Annotated in this window: 12 protein-coding genes and 2 pseudogenes; 3 read left to right on the top strand and 11 right to left on the bottom strand. The window is 68.1% G+C overall.

Annotated elements, in window-relative coordinates; all coding sequences use genetic code 11:
- Nucleotides 1-109, top strand: a pseudogene (gene antC, locus HMPREF2914_RS32435) (anthranilate 1,2-dioxygenase electron transfer component AntC); the annotation flags it as partial.
- Nucleotides 110-114: 5 nt separating this feature from the next.
- Here antC and HMPREF2914_RS21250 read toward each other — a convergent pair.
- The 8 genes from HMPREF2914_RS21250 to HMPREF2914_RS21285 all read right to left on the bottom strand — a co-directional run bounded on the left by HMPREF2914_RS21250 (nt 115) and on the right by HMPREF2914_RS21285 (nt 11,052).
- Nucleotides 115-876 (bottom strand): 1,6-dihydroxycyclohexa-2,4-diene-1-carboxylate dehydrogenase, encoded by a 762-nt coding sequence (locus HMPREF2914_RS21250; protein ID WP_003089880.1) that lies wholly within the window; start codon nt 874-876, stop codon nt 115-117.
- A gap of 25 nt (nt 877-901) precedes the next feature.
- Nucleotides 902-1,915 carry a benzoate 1,2-dioxygenase electron transfer component BenC gene (benC, locus tag HMPREF2914_RS21255; protein ID WP_003109537.1) on the bottom strand — a complete coding sequence of 338 codons (1,014 nt, stop codon included), beginning with the start codon at nt 1,913-1,915 and terminating at the stop codon, nt 902-904.
- A gap of 33 nt (nt 1,916-1,948) precedes the next feature.
- Nucleotides 1,949-2,437: a benzoate 1,2-dioxygenase small subunit gene (gene benB / locus HMPREF2914_RS21260; protein WP_003120077.1), complete on the bottom strand. Its 489-nt coding sequence runs from the start codon at nt 2,435-2,437 to the stop codon at nt 1,949-1,951.
- Complete coding sequence (gene benA, locus HMPREF2914_RS21265) at nt 2,434-3,801, bottom strand: benzoate 1,2-dioxygenase large subunit (protein WP_009314151.1); 1,368 nt, start codon at nt 3,799-3,801, stop codon at nt 2,434-2,436. The genes benB and benA overlap by 4 nt, the downstream gene beginning before the upstream one ends.
- Before the next feature lie 116 nt (nt 3,802-3,917).
- Nucleotides 3,918-4,874: an AraC family transcriptional regulator gene (locus HMPREF2914_RS21270; RefSeq protein WP_003109534.1), complete on the bottom strand. Its 957-nt coding sequence runs from the start codon at nt 4,872-4,874 to the stop codon at nt 3,918-3,920.
- A 206-nt stretch (nt 4,875-5,080) separates the two neighbouring features.
- Entirely contained in the window at nt 5,081-8,236 is a 3,156-nt protein-coding gene (locus HMPREF2914_RS21275; protein ID WP_023091711.1) for an efflux RND transporter permease subunit, read from the bottom strand.
- Between the two features lie 22 nt (nt 8,237-8,258).
- Complete coding sequence (locus tag HMPREF2914_RS21280; protein WP_003109532.1) at nt 8,259-9,713, bottom strand: efflux RND transporter periplasmic adaptor subunit; 1,455 nt, start codon at nt 9,711-9,713, stop codon at nt 8,259-8,261.
- A 52-nt stretch (nt 9,714-9,765) separates the two neighbouring features.
- The gene (locus tag HMPREF2914_RS21285; protein WP_003113317.1) at nt 9,766-11,052 is read right to left on the bottom strand and encodes a TolC family protein; all 1,287 of its coding nucleotides are present in this window, start codon (nt 11,050-11,052) and stop codon (nt 9,766-9,768) included.
- 512 nt (nt 11,053-11,564) lie between these two features.
- Here HMPREF2914_RS21285 and HMPREF2914_RS21290 point away from each other — a divergent pair.
- Both HMPREF2914_RS21290 and HMPREF2914_RS21295 read left to right on the top strand, forming a co-directional pair.
- Nucleotides 11,565-12,239 (top strand): heavy metal response regulator transcription factor, encoded by a 675-nt coding sequence (locus HMPREF2914_RS21290; protein ID WP_003089900.1) that lies wholly within the window; start codon nt 11,565-11,567, stop codon nt 12,237-12,239.
- Entirely contained in the window at nt 12,236-13,654 is a 1,419-nt protein-coding gene (locus tag HMPREF2914_RS21295; protein ID WP_023091710.1) for a sensor histidine kinase, read from the top strand. Before HMPREF2914_RS21290 ends, HMPREF2914_RS21295 begins: the two co-directional genes overlap by 4 nt.
- Before the next feature lie 8 nt (nt 13,655-13,662).
- Here HMPREF2914_RS21295 and HMPREF2914_RS21300 read toward each other — a convergent pair whose 3' ends face one another.
- The 3 genes and pseudogenes from HMPREF2914_RS21300 to muxC all read right to left on the bottom strand — a co-directional run.
- Nucleotides 13,663-13,917 carry a hypothetical protein gene (locus HMPREF2914_RS21300; protein ID WP_003111752.1) on the bottom strand — a complete coding sequence of 85 codons (255 nt, stop codon included), beginning with the start codon at nt 13,915-13,917 and terminating at the stop codon, nt 13,663-13,665.
- Nucleotides 13,918-14,029: 112 nt separating this feature from the next.
- Complete coding sequence (gene opmB, locus HMPREF2914_RS21305; RefSeq protein ID WP_023091709.1) at nt 14,030-15,529, bottom strand: multidrug efflux RND transporter outer membrane subunit OpmB; 1,500 nt, start codon at nt 15,527-15,529, stop codon at nt 14,030-14,032.
- Nucleotides 15,526-17,437 (bottom strand): annotated as a pseudogene (gene muxC / locus HMPREF2914_RS21310) (multidrug efflux RND transporter permease subunit MuxC); the annotation flags it as partial. The gene opmB and the pseudogene muxC, both read right to left, overlap by 4 nt.

Below are 17,437 nucleotides of genomic sequence, written 5' to 3' on the forward strand. Positions count from 1 at the left end.
CCTGTGCGGGCCGCCGCCGATGGTCGAGGCGGTCCGCCAGTGGCTGCGCGAGCGCTCCCTGGAACATCTGCGGCTGTACCTGGAGAAGTTCACCGAAAGCGGCGACTGAAGCGCTCAGCCGAGGTCGCCGCCAGCTACCGGCAGGGTCACGCCGGTGATGTAGGACGCCTCGTCGGAGGCGAGGAAGAGGATCGCCGCGACCTGCTCGTCGATGCTGCCGTAGCGTTTCATCAGGCTGCTGTCGAGGGTCTGCTCGACGATCTGTCGATACCAGCGCCGCTCCTCCTCGCTCTGCGCCGCGGCGTTGCGCGGAATCCTTCGCGGCGGCGCGTCGGTGCCGCCCGGCGCCACCGCGTTGACGCGGATGCCCTGGTCGGCGGTCTCGAACGCCAGGCAGGCGGTCAGCGCGTTCACCCCGCCCTTGGCGGCGCCATAGGGCACCCGGTTGACCCCGCGGGTGGCAACCGACGAGACGTTGACGATCGCCCCGCTACCCTGCCCCAGCATCGCCGGCAGCGCCGCGCGGCAACACCACAAGGTGGGCAGCAGCGAGCGCCGCAGCTCGGCCTCGATCTCGTCCTCGGCGTAGTGCTGGTAGGGCTTCGCCCAGAGGGTGCCGCCGACGTTGTTGACCAGGATGTCCAGCCGGCCGAAACGCTCCAGGGTCCGCTCCAGTGCCCGCTGGCATTCGGCGTAGCGCTCCAGGTCGGCGGTCAGGCACAGGCAGGCGTCGCCGGCCAATTCGTGGACCAGCTCAGAGCGGTCCACCGCCACCACCCGCGCGCCTTCCTCCAGCAGGCGCCGGGCCACGCCCAGGCCGATGCCCTGGGCGGCGCCGCTGACCAGGGCGACCTTGTCGCGGAATCTGTCGTTCATGGGAAGCTCCTTGGCTCGCTCGGGTTCAGGCCGCGCTGGCGGCGAACTTTTCGTAGTAGAAATTCGCCGGGCGCACGCCCTGCTCGCGCAGGTAGCGCTCGACCGCCTCGACCATCGGCGGCGGCCCGCACAGGTAGATGTCGACGTCGCCCTCGTGCAGGTGCTGCGCGGCGATGTGCTCGGTCACGTAGCCCTTGCGCGGATAGTCGCTGTCGGCGCTGGCCACGCAGGCGCTCCAGGTGAAGCCGGGAATCCGTTCGGCGAACGCCTCCAGGCGCTCGAGCCCGACCAGGTCGACGTCGTGGGTCACCCCGTAGACCAGGTGCAGCGGGTGCGCGCTGCCCTGCTCGGCGATCCGTTCGAGCATCGCGGTGAACGGCGCCAGGCCGGTGCCGCCGGCCAGCATCAGCAGTGGCCGGTGAATCTCGCGCAGGTAGAAACTGCCCAGCGGGCCGTCCATCGCCAGGCTGTCGCCGGCCCTGGCTGTGCCACTGAGGAAGCCGCTCATCAGCCCACCGGGGACGTTGCGGATCAGGAAGCTGACCTCGCCGTCCTTCGCCAGCGAGCTGAAGGAGTAGGCGCGGCGCTGCTCGCTGCCGGGCACCTGGAGGTTGACGTACTGCCCGGGCAGGAACGCCAGGCTGGCCAGCGCCTCGCCGCGCAGCGACAGGCCGATGGTGCTCGGCGACAGTTGCCGGACTTCGCTGATGCGCGCCTCGTAGCGCGCCTGGCCGGTCCTGCACAGGGTCGAGGACGCCGGCACGCGCAGCACGCAGTCGCTTTCGGCGCGCATCTGGCAGGTCAGCACGTAGCCGCGGGCGGCTTCCTCGGCGCTGAGGGCATCGTCGATGTAGTCCTGGCCCAGCGCATAGCGCCCGGCCTCGGCCAGGCACTTGCAGGTGCCGCAGGCGCCGTCGCGGCAGTCCAGGGGGATGTTGATGCCCTGGCGGTAGGCCGCGTCGGCCACGGTCTCGCCGGGCGCGGCATGGATGAAGCGGGTCACCCCGTCTTCGAAGTTGAGTGCGATCCGATGGTTCATGGCATGTCCCTCGACAGCCCGCCGGCGCGGGCGTCAGACGTGGTAGACGTCGATCAGCTGGCGAACGTAGTCGTTCTTCAGGATCACTTTCTTGGCCTTGATCAGCGGACTCTCGCCGCGTACGTCGAGGTCGTAGAAGGTGGTGCCGAAGTAGCTGTCGACGGTCTTGTAGCGATAGCTCAGGGTGTGCCAGTTGCAGCGCGCGCGGCAGATGCCGTCGTCCTCGCCGAGCAGTTCGATGTTGCTCAGGTTGTGCGAGGTGCGGGTGTCCGGCAGGGTCGCGCTGGAGCGCTCGGTGCGAATGCGGAATACCCGGTCCTCCAGACCGCCGCGGTTGCCGTACCAGATCAGCGAGATTTCCCGCTGCGGGTCCTCGGTGAGCTGGTCGCGGTCGTCCCAGGACGGCATCCAGAAACTGGCGTCCGCGGCGTACAACGCCAGCCAGGCGTCCCAATCCTTGTCGTCGAGATAGCGCGCCTCGCGGTAGAGGAAATCGCGCAGGGCGTCGTAGCCCAGGCTCATGACGCCACCTCCCGCAGCGCCACGCGCTGCGTCCGTTCGCGCTCCAGGGCGGCGAGCAGCGCCTCCTGCCAGTAGCGATGCTGCAATACGAACAGCCCTTCGTCCTCGGTGCGCACGCCGCTCAGGCGCGGCCGCAGGTCGATGGCCGCGGCCGCCGCGTCGGCGCCCTCTATCCAGTGTTCGGCGCCGCGCGACAGGTCGTTCCAGCCGACCACGCTGCCCTGGTAGCCCTGCTGGCAGGAACGGAACTCCTCCAGGTCGTCCGGGGTGGCCATGCCGCTGACGTTGAAGAAGTCCTCGTACTGGCGGATGCGCCGGGCGCGCGCCTCGGCGCTCTCGCCTTTCGGCGCGATGCAGTAGATGGTGATTTCCGTACGGTCCACCGACAGCGGCCGGGCGATGCGGATCTGCGAGCTGAACTGGTCCATCAGGTAGACGTTGGGGTACAGGCAGAGGTTGCGCGAGTTCTCGATCATCCAGTCGGCGCGGGCCTCGCCGAAGTCGCGGGCAAGCTCGGCGCGGCGCTCGAAGGCCGGCCGGTCCTCGGGGTTGGCCCAGCGACTCCAGAGCAGCATGTGGCCATGCTCGAACGAGTAGAAGCCGCCGCCCTGCCGGGCCCAGCCGGCGGCGCTCATGGTCCGCGGCTGGTCCGCGGCGTCGCGCTGCTGGCGCTGGCTCTGGGTCGCCGCGTAGTTCCAGTGCACCGAACTGACGTGGTAGCCGTCGGCGCCGTTCTCGGCGGTAAGCTTCCAGTTGCCTTCGTAGACATAGCTGGAAGAGCCGCGCAGCACTTCGAGGCCTTCCGGCGACTGGTCGACGATCATGTCGATGATCTTCGCCGACTCGCCCAGGTGCTCGGCCAGCGGCCTGACATCGGGGTTGAGGCTGCCGAACAGGAAGCCACGGTAGGACTCGAAGCGCGCCACCCGGGTCAGGTCGTGCGAGCCCTCGCAGTCGAAGCCCTGCGGGTAGCCGGCCTCGGCCGGGTCCTTGACCTTGAGCAGCTTGCCGGAGTTGTTGAAGGTCCAGCCGTGGAACGGACAGGTATAGCTGCTGCGATTGCCGCTCTTGTGCCGGCAGAGCATCGCGCCACGGTGGCTGCAGGCGTTGATGAAGGCGTTGAGCTGGCCGTCGCGGTTGCGCGCGATGACGATCGACTGGCGGCCGATCTGGGTGGTCAGGTAGTCGTTGATTCCGGCAACCTGGCTTTCGTGGGCGAGATAGACCCAGTTGCCCTCGAAGATGTGCTTCATCTCCAGTTCGAACAGGCGTGGGTCGGTGAACATCTCCCGCTTGCAGCGGTAGACGCCGCGCTCGGGGTCTTCCTCGAGCAGAGAACGCAAGTAATCGCTACCCAGGGACATGGCCGGGGCCTCCGTTGTTATTGTTCAGGCCCGGTCAGGTTAGGTAGCGCGTACTGCTGGGGATATCCGTTGCCTGCGGATCGCTGGCCGATTCCTGCACGCCGTGGCGGTCGGCGCTAGGCGCGCCGGCGCAGGGTTTCCGAAGGCAGCTCGCCGAACTGCCGGCGATATTGCTCGGCGAAGCGGCCGAGGTGGGCGAAACCGAAGTCCAGGGCCAGTTCGGTGAGGTTGCGTACCCGGCAGCCGGGGTCTTCCAGGCAGGCGCGGATGCGCTCCAGGCGCAGCCGGCGAATGTATTGCCGAGGGCTCTCGCCAAGCTGGCGCTCGAACAGCGCGTACAGCGAGCGAGTGCTCATGTGCGCCTGCTCGGCCAGCGCCGCGACCTCGATCTCGCTCTGCAGATGGCGGCGGATGTAGGCATCGAGGCGGGCGAAGACGACCTGCGCATCGCCGGGGTCCTCGCGGCTGACGTTGGTCTTCAGCAGGGTCAGCAGCTTGCTGCCGAGGATCTGCTCGAAGTGGCTGTCGACCCGCGCCAGCCGCTCGCCGGACTCGGCCTCGCGGCAGACCAGGGCGAGCAGGCCGACGAAGCCTTCCAGCTGGTCCAGGCGATAGCGATGTTCGAGGAAACGCACGCCGCGTGCCGGATGGCTCCAGCGCTGCTCGGCGCAGATCGCTTCGAGCAGCGCGCAGGGCAGCTTGACGATGAATTTCTCGCAGTCCGCCGAATAGGTCAGGTCGACCGGATCGTCCGGGTTGATCAGCAACAGCTCGCCCGGCGCCAGGGCGTGTTCCTGCCCGCCGCCGCGCCACAGGCAGTGGCCGCGCAGGAGGATCTGCAGGTGGAAGATGCTCTCCAGCGCCGGCGAGGTGACCCGTACCGCCGCGCCGTAGCTGATCCGGCACAGGTCGAGGCTGGCGAAGGTGCGGTGGTCGAGGCTGGCTTGCGGCCTGCCGGCGGCCGGCAGGCGTATGCAGTGCGTACCGACGTGCCGGTTGACGTAGCCGGACACCGCATAGGGGTCGGCACGTTCGAACACCCGGCTGCGCTCGCTGAGCAAGGAGGCATTCATGGGCAGGACACTCAGGCTGCTATCGTTGTTGTTATCGCCGCGCGGCGCCAAGCGCCGGGCGCGGAACGTCCACCCACACTACGCAAGCCCCCCGCCGGCGACAATCTGGGCCGGCAATCGCGTGCGGTAATCGAACGGAATCCGTCCAACGGCCAACGAAAAAGGGCCGTCAGGGTTTCCCCTGCCGGCCCGCTTGCGCGCCCGCTTCAGCCGGCCGCCGGCGTCTCCTCGCGCGGACCGGCGTCGCGCCCGTGGGTCCAGCGATAGAGCACCGGCAGCACCAGCAGGGTCAGCATGGTCGAGGACAGGATGCCGCCGATCACCACCGTCGCCAGCGGCCGCTGCACCTCGGCGCCGGTGCCGGTGGCCAGGGCCATCGGCACGAAACCGAGGGACGCCACCAGGGCGGTCATCAGCACCGGACGCAGGCGGGTGATGGCGCCCTCCCACACCGCCTGGTCGAGGCTGCGTCCTTCCTGCAACAGGTTGCGGATGAAGGAGATCATCACCAGGCCGTTGAGCACCGCCACCCCGGACAGGGCGATGAAACCCACCGCCGCCGAGATCGACAGCGGTATCCCGCGCAGCCACAGGGCCAGCACCCCGCCGGTGAGGGCGAAGGGGATGCCGGTGAACACCAGCAGGCCGTCCTTGACGTTGTTGAACATGGCGAAGAGCAAGGTGAACACCAGCAGCAGCGCCACCGGCACCACTACCTGCAAGCGCTTGGCGGCGGACTGCAACTGTTCGAACTGGCCGCCCCAGGTGGTCCAGTAGCCGGCCGGGATCTTCACCCCGTCCTGCAGCTTCTGTTGCGCTTCCAGCACGAACGAGCCGATGTCGCGGCCGCGCACGTTGGCGCTGACCACGATGCGCCGCTTGCCGTTCTCCCGGCTGATCTGGTTCGGTCCCGGCGAGAGGTCGAGGCGCGCCACGTCCGACAGCGGGATGAAGTCGATCCGCGCCAGGTTGTTCGGCGGCAGCGGGATCAGCAGGTTGGACAGTGCCGGCAGGTCGGCGCGCAGGGTTTCCGGCAGGCGGATGACGATGTCGAAGCGGCGGTCGCCCTCGAACAGGGTACCGGCGTTGCGTCCGCCGAGGGCGGTGGCCACGGTGTCCTGGATGTCGCCGACATTGAGGCCGAAGCGTGCCGCCTTGTCGCGGTCGATGTCCACCGTCAGCACCGGCAGGCCGGTGGTCTGCTCGACCTTCACCTCGGAGGCGCCGTCGATGCCTTGCAGCACCTTGGAGATCTTCTCCGCGGTGTCGTTGAGCACCTGCATGTCGTCGCCGAAGACCTTCACCGCGACGTCGCTGCGCACCCCGGAGATCAGTTCGTTGAAGCGCAACTGGATCGGCTGGGAGAACTCGTAGACGCTGCCCGGCACCTCAAGGGCCGCGGCCTGCAATTCTTCCAGCAGCGCCTCCCGCGACTTCTTCGGGTCCGGCCACTGGCTCTGCGGCTTGAGCATCACGTAGCTGTCGGAGGCGTTCGGCGGCATCAGGTCGGAGGCAATCTCGGCGGTCCCGGTGCGGGCGAAGACCCGCTCGATCTCCGGGAACTTGCCCATCAGCTTCTTCTCCAGGGTCTGCTGCATCTCGACCGACTGGGTCAGGCTGGTGCCCGGCACCCGCAGGCCCTGCATGGCGAAGTCGCCCTCGCTGAGGCTGGGAATGAACTCGCTGCCCATCCGCGAGGCCACCAGCCCGGTGAGCAGGATCGCGCCGAGGGCGCCGCCGACCACCAGCGCGCGGTGTCCGAGCACCCAGCGCAGCGCCGGTTCGTAGGCCAGACGCGCGCGGCGCATGACGAAGTTCTCCTCCTCCTTGACCTTGCCGGTGATGAACAGCGCGATCGCCGCCGGGACGAAGGTCACCGAGAGGATCATCGCGCCAAGCAGCGCGGTGACCACGGTGAACGCCATCGGGTGGAACATCTTCCCCTCGACCCCGGTGAGGGCGAAGATCGGCAGGTACACCACCATGATGATGATCTGGCCGAAGATCAGCGCCCGGCGCGCCTCCCTGGACGCGGCGAAGACCTCGTGGAAACGTTCCGCGCGGGTCAGCTGGCGGCCGTGGTGGGCCTGGGCGTGGGCCAGGCGGCGGATGGCGTTCTCGACGATCACCACGGCGCCGTCGACGATGATGCCGAAGTCCAGCGCGCCGAGGCTCATCAGGTTGGCACTGACCCTGTTGCCGACCATCCCGGTGAAGGTGAACAGCATCGACAGCGGGATGATGGTGGCGGTGATCAGCGCCGCGCGGATATTGCCGAGGAACAGGAAGAGCACCGCGATCACCAGCGCCGCGCCTTCCACCAGGTTCTTCTTCACCGTGGCCACGGCCTTGTCCACCAGGGTGGTGCGGTCGTAGACGGTGATCGCCTTGACCCCCTTGGGCAGGGTCCGGTTGATCTCCTCCAGGCGCTGGCCGACCGCCTGGGCCACTTCCCGGCTGTTCTCGCCGATCAGCATGAACACCGTGCCGAGCACCACTTCGCGGCCGTTCTCGGTGGCCGCGCCGGTGCGCAGCTCCTTGCCCAGGCCGACCTCGGCGACGTCGCGGATACGGATCGGCACGCCGTCGACGTTGGAAACGATGATCCCGCGGATATCGTCCATGTCCTTGACCTGGCCCGGCGCGCGGATCAGCAACTGCTCGCCGCGCCGCTCGATGTAGCCGGCGCCGACGTTCTCGTTGTTGCGCAGCACGGCGTTCTGCAGGTCGCCGAGGGTCAGCTTGTAGGCCGCGAGCTTCTTCGGATCCGGGGCGATGAGGAATTGCTTGGCGTAGCCGCCGATGGTGTTGATCTCGGCCACGCCCTGCACGTTGCGCAACTGCGGACGGATGATCCAGTCCTGGATGGTGCGCAGGTCGGTGGGCGTGTAGGCGCTGCCGTCCTCCTTGGTCGCGCCCTCCTCGGCCTCTACCGTCCACAGGTAGATCTCGCCGAGACCGGTGGAGATCGGCCCGAGGGTCGGCGAGATGTCTTCCGGCAGTTGCTCGCGCGCCGTGCTCAGGCGTTCGTTGACCTGCTGGCGGGCGAAGTAGATGTCGGTGCCTTCCTCGAAGATCACCGTCACCTGGGAAATCCCCGGCCGCGACAGCGAACGGGTTTCCTGCAAACCCGGCAGGCCGGCCATGACGGTCTCCACCGGGTAGGTGATCCGCTGCTCCACTTCCAGCGGCGAGTAGCCGGGGGCGGCGGTATTGATCTGCACCTGGACGTTGGTGATGTCCGGGACCGCGTCGATGGACAGCTTCTGGTAGCTGCCAATGCCGACCCCGGCCATCCCCAGCACCGCCAGCAGGACCAGCCAGCGTTGCTCGATGGCGAATTGGATGATGCGTTCGAACATGCGAAGACTCCTGGAGCGGGACTCAGTGACCGTGTTCCGCCGAGCCCTTGCCCAGTTCGGATTTGAGGATGAAGCTGCCGCTGGCGGCGACCTGGCTGCCGGCGCGCAGGCCCTCGAGGACCTCGACGCGCTGGCCGTCGCTGATGCCCAGCTTGACCGGCTGGACCACGAAGCCGTCGGCCACGCGGACGAACACCACGTCCTCGCCGTCGACGTTCTGCACCGCGCCGTCGGCGACCGTCAGGACTTCCTTGCGGGTCGCCTCGGCCACCTGCACGGAAACGAACAGGCCCGGGCGCCAGGTGCTCTCGGGGTTGCTCAGGGTGACCCGGGCGGTGGCCGCGCGGGTCTGCTCGCCGAGCAGGTCGCCGATGTAGGACACGGTGCCCTCCACCTCGCTATCCAGCGCCTGGGCGAGCACCTTGACCTTGCTGCCGACGCGGACCTGGCCGAGCAGTTGCGCGGGCACGTTGAAGGTGGCCCAGACCGAGGACAGGTCGGACAGGGTGAAGACGTTGGCGGTGCCGTCCACCGGCTCGCCCTGGGTCAGGTGCTTTTCCACCAGCACCCCGGCGAACGGCGCGCGCAGCTCGTAGCGGTTGCCGCCCTGCAGGCTGGGATTGCCGCCGAGCGCGGCGATCTTCGCCCGCGCGTTGTTCAGCGCGATCTCGGCTTCCTGCAAACCCTGGCGGGCGAGCAGGAATTCCTGCTCGGCGGAGATGCCCTCCTTCCACAGCTGCTGCTCGCGCTTGTAGGTGCTCTGCGCCAGGCTCAGGCGGCGCTGGGCGGCGGCGAATTCGCTGCGCTGGTCGGACAACTGCGGGCTGCTGATCACCGCCAGCAGCTCGCCCTGCTTCACCGCCTGGCCAAGATTGGCCGGCACGCTGTCGACGATCCCCGGCAGGCGCGGGACGATATGCGCGGTGCGGTCCTCGTTGAAGCGGATCTCGCCGGGCAGCGAGACCACCTGGGCCAGGCTGATCGTCCGCGCCGTATCGAGGGTGATGCCGGCGGCCTCGATCTGCTCGGCATCCAGCTCCAGCTTGCCCTCCTCGCGGGTGAAGGCGAAGTCGTAGCCCTGTTTGCCGGCCATCAGCTTGAGGCGCGCGGTGAAGGCATGCGGCTCGGCGATCCCGGCATTGGCCACCAGGCCATCGCCGCTGGCCTTGAACAGCAGGTCCTCGACCTCGCCGGTGGCACGCTCGACGTCGGCGCCGAGGACCACCTCCTGCGGCGCCAGCGCCTTGCCGCCGCGCTCGACCCAGGCCTTGAGCGGGCTGCCGTCCTCCGGCACCAGCAGTTCCAGGGTCAGGTCGCCCTGGCGCAACAACATGCCGCCGCGCGGTCCGCTGCCCTCGCCCTCGGCGGCCGCTTCGCCGGCGCCGGCCGGCGCCTTGCCGCCCAGCTCCAGGTAGGCGCCGCCGCCCAGGCCGAGCAGTGCCAGTGCGGTCACCGCGATAATCGTCTTCTTGCCCATTCTGTTCTCCCGAACCGTTCGGGGGGCGCGCCGGCGGCCCGCCCCGGAAATCTCACTGGCCGAGGTGGCCGATGTCTTCGCCGAGCAGGCGCTCCATGCTCACCCGCGCCTGCGCCGCGGCGTCCAGCGCGCGCACGTACTGGGCACGGACGCCGACCAGGGTGCGCTGGGCGTCGAGCACGTCGAGGAAGTTGAACTTGCCCATCTCGAAGCCGCGGGTCATCGAGTCCAGCGCGCTCTGTGCGCCGGGCAGCAGGTCGCGACGGACCAGCGCCAGCTCCTGTTCCGAGGTGCGCAACTGGTCGTAGGCCTGCACCGCTTCGCTGCGCAGGCGCAGCAGGGTCGCGCGCTGCAGGTCGCGGGCCTGGTCGGCGCGGCTCTGGGCGGCGTAGATGTTGCCCTGGTTGCGGTCGAACAGCGGCAGCGGCATCGACAGGCCGATCAGGTTGACCCGTTCGCCACGTCCGTCGCGGGCGGTCTGGTCGTACTTGCTGCCGATGCTGACCGTCAGGTTGGGGATGCGCTGGCGCTTCTCCAGGTCGACCTGGGCCTCGCCGCGCGCTACCTCCTGGGCCGCCAGGCGCAGGGTCGGCGACTCGTCGAGATGGCGCAGCAAGGCGCCACGGGTGATGCTCGCCGGCACCGCGTCGAGCGCACCGCCGACCCTGGCGAAGCCTGGCTGCGGCTCGTCCCAGGTGCTCGACAGCTGCACATAGGTGCGCTGCTGCTCCAGCTCCGCCTGGCTCAGGTCGAGCTGGGCGTTGTCCGCCAGGACCTGGGCGCGGACCCGTTCCACCGAAGAGATGCTGCCGGCCTTGACCCGTCGGTCGGCGGCCTGCAGCGCGCGCCTGGCCAGGTCCAGGGAGGTCTTCGCCAGGCGCACCCGCTCCTGCGCGGTCAGCGCCGCGTAGTAGGCGCCACGGACCTGGGCGCGCAGTTCGGCGCGACGGACTTCCAGTTGGGTCCAGGCGATCTCGCTGCCGCGTTTCGCCACCTCCACCCGCGCGCCGCGCTTGCCGCCCAGCTCCAGCGGCTGGGCGATGCTGACGCTGGTCTGGCGATTGCCCTGGCGGGTGTCCTCGACGCTCCAGGACAGATCCGGGTTGGGGATCAGCCCGGCCTGCTGCCGCGCGCCGCTGGCGATCTCGGTCTCGCGCCCCACCGCCGCCAGCTCGGGGTTGCTCCGCAGGGCCCGCTCCAACGCCTGCTCGAGGCTGATCGAAGTACCGTTGAAACTCACCGGCGCCTCGTTCGCCAGGGCCGGCAGGCCCAGGCAGAGTCCCATCAGTAGCCAGCAGGCGCGTTTCCCCGCGCTGGCCAGTGGCCGAAGTATCGGCATGTTCCGCTCCTCGTCTGCTGATCGTCGTCGGCGACGGCGATCCATTACCGGCCCGGAACCACGCAACCGTTCATCGGCGATATCTCGCCGGCGATATTCGAAGTTGCACTTCCGGGATGCGGCAGATGTTAGGTAGCGGGGCTTATCGGCAAGGTGACGGAAGAATTACAAGTCGGTAATGAATATTCTCCACGGACAATTAGCGGTTACACTTCGGCAACCTTCGAAGAGACTGGCAATAGTTGGATGAAACATAGGGACAAAAGCAACATGCGCTTACAAAAGGCATTGCCCCTCACGCCCAGCGGTGCTTGCGCTGCGGACATTTCCAAAGTTCTCAGGCGGACTCCCGGGAGAACTACCCGGTCATTCGATAATTATCATCGAAGCAGCGCAACGATATGAAATTACATTTCCAGGATTCTATCCAGGCAACGCCCGCAATGTAACTTTATAGCAATGCACTTAAACATTTACTTGCAAATGAATCCATACTTTATATAGGGGCGAACATGCGCATCCTTATTATCGAAGATGAAGTCAAGACTGCCGACTACCTGCACCAGGGCCTGACCGAAAGCGGCTACATCGTCGACCGCGCCAACGATGGTATCGACGGCCTGCACATGGCCTTGCAACACCCTTACGAACTGGTGATCCTCGACGTCAACCTGCCCGGCATCGACGGCTGGGACCTGCTCCGCCGCCTGCGCGAACGCAGCAGCGCGCGGGTGATGATGCTCACCGGGCATGGCAGGCTGACCGACAAGGTGCGCGGCCTCGATCTCGGCGCCGACGACTTCATGGTCAAGCCGTTCCAGTTCCCCGAACTGCTGGCGCGGGTCCGCTCGCTGCTGCGCCGCCACGACCAGGCACCGATGCAGGACGTCCTGCGGGTCGCCGACCTGGAGCTGGACGCCAGCCGCCACCGGGCCTTCCGCGGCCGGGTGCGGATCAACCTGACGACCAAGGAGTTCGCCCTGCTGCACCTGCTGATGCGGCGCAACGGCGACGTCATCACCCGGACGCAGATCATCTCGCTGATCTGGGACATGAACTTCGACAACGACTCCAACGTGGTGGAAGTCGCCATCTGCCGCCTGCGGGCGAAGATCGACGACGGCTTCGACCTCAAGCTGATCCATACCATTCGCGGCGTCGGCTACGTCCTGGAAGCGCGCCGATGACGCCACCAGGCCGACTGTCGCTGCGCCTGGCCCTGCTGGTCGGCGCCCTCGGCGCGCTGCTGGCCCTGGCGCTCGGCGCGATGGCGCACTGGAACCTCGGCCGCGAGCTGGAAGCCCGCGAGCGGGAAAACCTGCAATTGAAGCTGGAGCAGATCCGCCACAGCCTGGAAGACGATCTCGACCTGCGCAGCGACCCGGCCGTACAGGCGCATGCCCTGCAGGACCAACTGGTGGCTCACAGCGGCCTGCACCTGAGCATTCTCGACAGCCGCAGCGGCCAGCCGCTGATGAGCTTCGGCGACCAGGCCGCGGCCAGCGTCGCGGCCAACCGCGCGCTTCTCGCCCGCTTGCAGGCGGATGCCCGCCAGCCGGTGTTCCAGAGCTGGAGCACCGGCAACGACCAGCGCCTGCTGAGCATCGGCGCTTCCATGCGCATGAAGAACGGCACCCCGGTACAGGTGTTGCTGAGCAGCGAGCGCAACGCCGACGAGCGCCTGCTCGACGGTTTCCTCCGCGCCACCCTGCTGGCCCTGCCCTTCCTCCTGCCATTGATCGCCCTGGCCGCCTGGTGGGTGGTGCGTGCCGGCCTCGAACCGTTGAACCGCTTCCGCCGGGTGGCCGCCCAGGTCAGCCCGCAGGATCTCTCCTACCGCATCCCCGAGCAGAACCTGCCGCGCGAGCTGGACAGCCTGGCCCGCAGCTTCAACCACATGCTCGGCCGCCTCGAGGATGGCGTACGCCAGCTCTCGCAGTTTTCCGACGACCTGGCCCACGAACTGCGCGCGCCGATCTGCAACCTGCTGGTGCGCAACCAGGTGCTGCTCAGCCAGCATCGCGACAGCGCGGCATACCGCGAAGCCCTGGAGTCCAATGCCGAGGAACTGGAGCGGCTGTCGCGGATCGTCACCGACATGCTGTTCCTGGTGCAGGTGGACAACCCGGCGATCCAGGCCCAGTTCGGCTGCGTCGCCCTGCACGAGCAGGCGGCCAAGGTCATCGACCTGTACGAGATGGTCGCCGAGGACAAGGGCGTCGAACTGCGCCTCTCCGGCAGCGGCTTCGCCCACGGCGACAACCTGATGATCCAGCGCGCCATTTCCAACCTGGTGTCCAACGCCGTGCGCCACACCCCGCAAGGCGGGCGCATCGACGTGCGGATCGGGGAGCGCGCGGGGCACACCGAGGTGAGGGTCAGCAACGACGGCCCGGGCATCCCGCCGGAGTACCTGCCGCACCTGTTCGAGCGCTTCTACCGCCGCGCCGGACGCCAGACTGGAGCCCAGGCCGGCACCGGCCTGGGACTGGCCATCGTGCAATCGATCATGGCCTACCACGGCGGCCGCGCCGAAGCGGAAAGCGTACCGCAGCAGAAGACCCACCTGCGCCTGCTGTTCCCTGCGACGGGCGCTGCCTGACGCCGGTTTCAGCAACCGGCGCGGCGCCGCCACAGCCGGTACTCGCCGCAGAAACCGGCGAGGAACAGCGCCAGGCCGAGCGCCAGCAGGGTCCAGGGCGTCCGCAGCGGGGCGCGCTGGAGCGGCGGATCGCCGTGCAGCAGGACGAAGCATTGCAGCAGCGCCCAGAACATCGCGGCGACGCCGCCAAGCATGGCCAGGCGGCACAACCAGCCGAGCCAGTAGCCTCGGCGCGAGGGCTTTTCCGGAAACTTCCCCGACACGTATTCACCTCCACATCCGCCGCCGCACTCTAGCCGAGACGCGGACGGCGGTGTGTCATGCAAGCGCAATAGCGGGGAAAGGCATTCGTCAGGAACAGGCAGCGAGAAGAACTCAGGGCGAAGGCGGCAGGCCCTCCTCGACCCGGCCGAGCCGCTCGTCGGTCCGCTCGATGTCGGCGCTGTCCCAGCCGCCGCCCATTGCCGCGATCAACTGGACGCTGGCGGTCAGGCGGCTGCCGAGCAGGGTCAGCACGGTGCGTTCGTTGCTCAGCGCGGTGGCCTGGTTGGTGACCACGTCGGTGTAGTCGACGGTGCCGGCCTTGTACTGGTTCTCGGCCAGGCGCAGTGCCTCGCGGGCCGACTCCAGGGCTTCGCGCTGCACCCCGCTCTCCTCGTCGAGGACGCTCAATTGCACCAGGTAGTCCTCCACCTCGCGGAAACCGTCGAGCACGGTCTGCCGGTAGGTCGCCACGGTCTGGTCGTAGGTCGCCTCGGCCTGGTCCACCTGGGAGCCGATCAGGCCGCCGTCGAACAGGGTCATGGCGAACTGCGGGCCGATCGACCAGAAGCGGTTCGGCGTGCTGATCCAGTTGCTCAGGCTGCCGCTGCGGTAGCCGCCGGCGGCGCTCAGGGTGAGGTCGGGAAAATAGGCGGCCTTGGCCACGCCGATCTGGGCATTGGCGGAAATCACCTTGCGTTCCGCCGAGGCGATGTCCGGCCGTCGTTCGAGCAATTGCGACGGCACCACTGCCGGCAGGTCCGGCAGCTTCGGCACGCTCGCCACCGGCGGCAGGTTGAATTGCGCCGGCGGCAGGCCGACCAGCACGGCGATGGCGTGCTCCAGCTGGGCGCGCTGGTACTTCAGGTCGATGGCCTGGGCCTGGGTGCTTTTCAGCTGGGTGCGGGCCTGGGCCACGTCGGCCCTGGTGACGATGCCGGCGCGGTATTTGTTCTCGGCCACCTTCAGCGAACGCTCGTAGGCCGTCACCGTGTCGTTGAGCAGGCGGATCTGTTCGTCCATCACCCGCAGTTGCAGGTAGTTCTGCGCCAGTTGCGACTGCTGGCTGAGGCGCACCGCGGCGAGGTCGGCGGCGCTGGCATGCAGGCTCGCCTGGTTGGCCTCCAGTTGCCGGCGCAGCTTGCCCCAGAGGTCGACCTCCCAGCTGACGCCGAGGCTGGTCGAGTAACTGTTGCTGATCGCACCGGAGCCACCGCCGCTGCTCACAGTGGAGCCGTCGGGAAGGCGCACGGTGCTGTCGCCGCCGCCCTGGCCGCTGCGGGTCTTGCCCACGTTGCCGGTGATCGACGGGAAGAACGCGGCTCGCGCGCCGCGCACCAGCGCCTCGGCCTGGCGGAACTGCGCCACCGACTGGGCCAGGGTCTGGTTGGAACGTTCCAGGTGCATCTGCAGGTCGTTCAGGGTCTGGTCGCCATACAGCTCCCACCAGGCGCCGCGCTGGAACACGTCGCGCGGCTCGGCGCGGCGCCAGCCTTCGGCTTCCTTGAATTCGGCGGGCACCGCCAGGTCCGGTCGCTGGTAGTCGGGGCCGATGGAGCAGCCGCCGAGGGCGGCGACCAGGGCCAGGGCGAGCAACGAGGGGGTGTGTTTCATAGGGGTGTCTCCAGCGCACCGTCCGTGCGTACGCCGCGTTTCTGGTTGACCCAGTGGCGCAGGCGATCGAGATAGAGGTAGACCACCGGGGTGGTGTACAGGGTCAGCAACTGGCTGCCGATCAGCCCGCCGACGATGGTGATGCCCAGCGGCCGGCGCAACGCGGCGTCGCCGCCGATGCCGAAGATCAGCGGCAAGGCGCCGAGCAAGGCGGCCAGGGTGGTCATCATGATCGGCCGGAAGCGCATCATGCAGGCCTCGAGGATCGCCTCGCGCGGGCTCAGGCCGTGGTTGCGCTCGGCCTCCAGGGCGAAGTCGATCATCATGATCGCGTTCTTCTTGACGATGCCGATCAGCAGGATGATGCCGATCAGCGCGATCAGGCTCAGCTCGCTGCGGCAGAGGATCAGCGCGAGCAGCGCGCCGACCCCGGCCGAAGGCAGGGTCGAGAGGATGGTCAGCGGGTGCACGTAGCTCTCGTAGAGGATGCCGAGGACGATGTACACCGCCAGCAGCGCCAGGAGGATCAGCCAGGGCATCTGGTTCTGCGTGTCCTGCACCGCGCCGGCGTTGCCCTCGAAGCTGGTCTGCACGTCCACCGGGATGTGCAGCGGCTCCAGGGCCTGCATGATGGCCTCGCGGGTCGGGCCGATCTGCGCGCCCGGCGCCAGGTTGAAGGACAGCGTGGTGGCGGCGAACTGGCCCTGGTGGTTGACCTCCAGCGGTGCCCGGCTCGGTTCGTAGTGGCTGAACGCGGACAGCGGCACGCGCTGGCCGTCGTTGCCGATCACCTGGACCTGGCGGAGGATCTCCGGGCTCTGCTGGTACTGCTGGTCGACCTCCATCACCACCCGGTACTGGTTCAGCGGGTTGAAGATGGTCGACACCTGGCGCTGGCCGAAGGAATCGTTGAGCACCGCGTCGACCATTTCCACGTTGATCCCCAGGGTCGCCGCACGGTCGCGGTCGATCACCAGGCGGGTCTGCACGCCCTTGTCCTGGGAGTCGCTGTTGACGTCCACCAGCTGCGGCAGCTTGCGCATCGCCGCCTCGACCTTCGGCGCCCATTCGCGGAGCAGGGTCAGGTCGTCGCTGCGCAAGGTGAATTCGTACTGCGCGTTGCTGTCGCGGCCGCCCAGGCGCACGTCCTGGCCGGCATTGAGATAGAGCGCCGCGCCGGGCACCTTGGCGATCCGCTCGCGCAGCCGGGTGAGGACCTTCTCCACCGGGTCGCGTTCGCCGATCGGCTTGAGGGTGACGAAGAACGAACCGGTGTTGCTCGACTGCCAGCGGCCGCCGCCGATGAAGCCGACCACGTTTTCCACCGCCGGATCGGAAGAGAGGATCTTGCGGTACTCGCCCATCTTCGCGCTCAGGGACTGGAACGAGATGCTCTGGTCGGCCACCGCGTAGCCGCGCAGGCGCCCGGAGTCCTGCTGCGGGAGAAAGCCCTTGGGCACCACCACGAACAACCAGAGGTTCATGGCGATGCAGGCCAGCATGATCACCACCATCAGCCGCGAGTGCTCCAGCGCCCAGCCCAGGCTGGCGCGGTAGCGCAGCATGAAGGCGGCGAAGAAGCGATCGCTGCGCCGCGCCAGGGAAGCACCTTCGGGCCGTTTCAGCGGACGCAGCAGACGCGCGCAGAGCATCGGCGTGAGGGTCAGGGATACCACCAGGGACACCAGGATCGCCGCCGAGAGAGTCACCGCGAACTCGCGGAACAGCCGTCCGGTGAGGCCGCCCATGAGCAGCAGCGGGATGAACACCGCGACCAGCGAGAGCGTCATCGACAGCACGGTGAAACCGACCTGGCGGGCGCCGGTGATCGCCGCCTGGATCGGCGGATCGCCCTCCTCGATGCGTCGGGCGATGTTCTCCACCACCACGATGGCGTCGTCCACCACG

Origin of the sequence: Pseudomonas sp. HMSC067G02 (assembly GCF_001813485.1) — a bacterium.
Classification (GTDB): Bacteria; Pseudomonadota; Gammaproteobacteria; order Pseudomonadales; family Pseudomonadaceae; genus Pseudomonas; species Pseudomonas aeruginosa.

Excerpts from the sequence above, each read along its gene's own strand:
- benA (WP_009314151.1), bottom strand. The coding sequence starts at position 3,801 with ATGTCCCTGGGTAGCGATTACTTGCGTTCTCTGCTCGAGGAAGACCCC.
- HMPREF2914_RS21250 (WP_003089880.1), bottom strand. The coding sequence starts at position 876 with ATGAACGACAGATTCCGCGACAAGGTCGCCCTGGTCAGCGGCGCCGCC.
- HMPREF2914_RS21285 (WP_003113317.1), bottom strand. The coding sequence starts at position 11,052 with ATGCCGATACTTCGGCCACTGGCCAGCGCGGGGAAACGCGCCTGCTGG.
- opmB (WP_023091709.1), bottom strand. The coding sequence starts at position 15,529 with ATGAAACACACCCCCTCGTTGCTCGCCCTGGCCCTGGTCGCCGCCCTC.
- HMPREF2914_RS21270 (WP_003109534.1), bottom strand. The coding sequence starts at position 4,874 with ATGAATGCCTCCTTGCTCAGCGAGCGCAGCCGGGTGTTCGAACGTGCC.
- HMPREF2914_RS21290 (WP_003089900.1), top strand. The coding sequence starts at position 11,565 with ATGCGCATCCTTATTATCGAAGATGAAGTCAAGACTGCCGACTACCTG.
- benC (WP_003109537.1), bottom strand. The coding sequence starts at position 1,915 with ATGAACCATCGGATCGCACTCAACTTCGAAGACGGGGTGACCCGCTTC.
- HMPREF2914_RS21295 (WP_023091710.1), top strand. The coding sequence starts at position 12,236 with ATGACGCCACCAGGCCGACTGTCGCTGCGCCTGGCCCTGCTGGTCGGC.
- benB (WP_003120077.1), bottom strand. The coding sequence starts at position 2,437 with ATGAGCCTGGGCTACGACGCCCTGCGCGATTTCCTCTACCGCGAGGCG.
- HMPREF2914_RS21280 (WP_003109532.1), bottom strand. The coding sequence starts at position 9,713 with ATGGGCAAGAAGACGATTATCGCGGTGACCGCACTGGCACTGCTCGGC.
- HMPREF2914_RS21275 (WP_023091711.1), bottom strand. The coding sequence starts at position 8,236 with ATGTTCGAACGCATCATCCAATTCGCCATCGAGCAACGCTGGCTGGTC.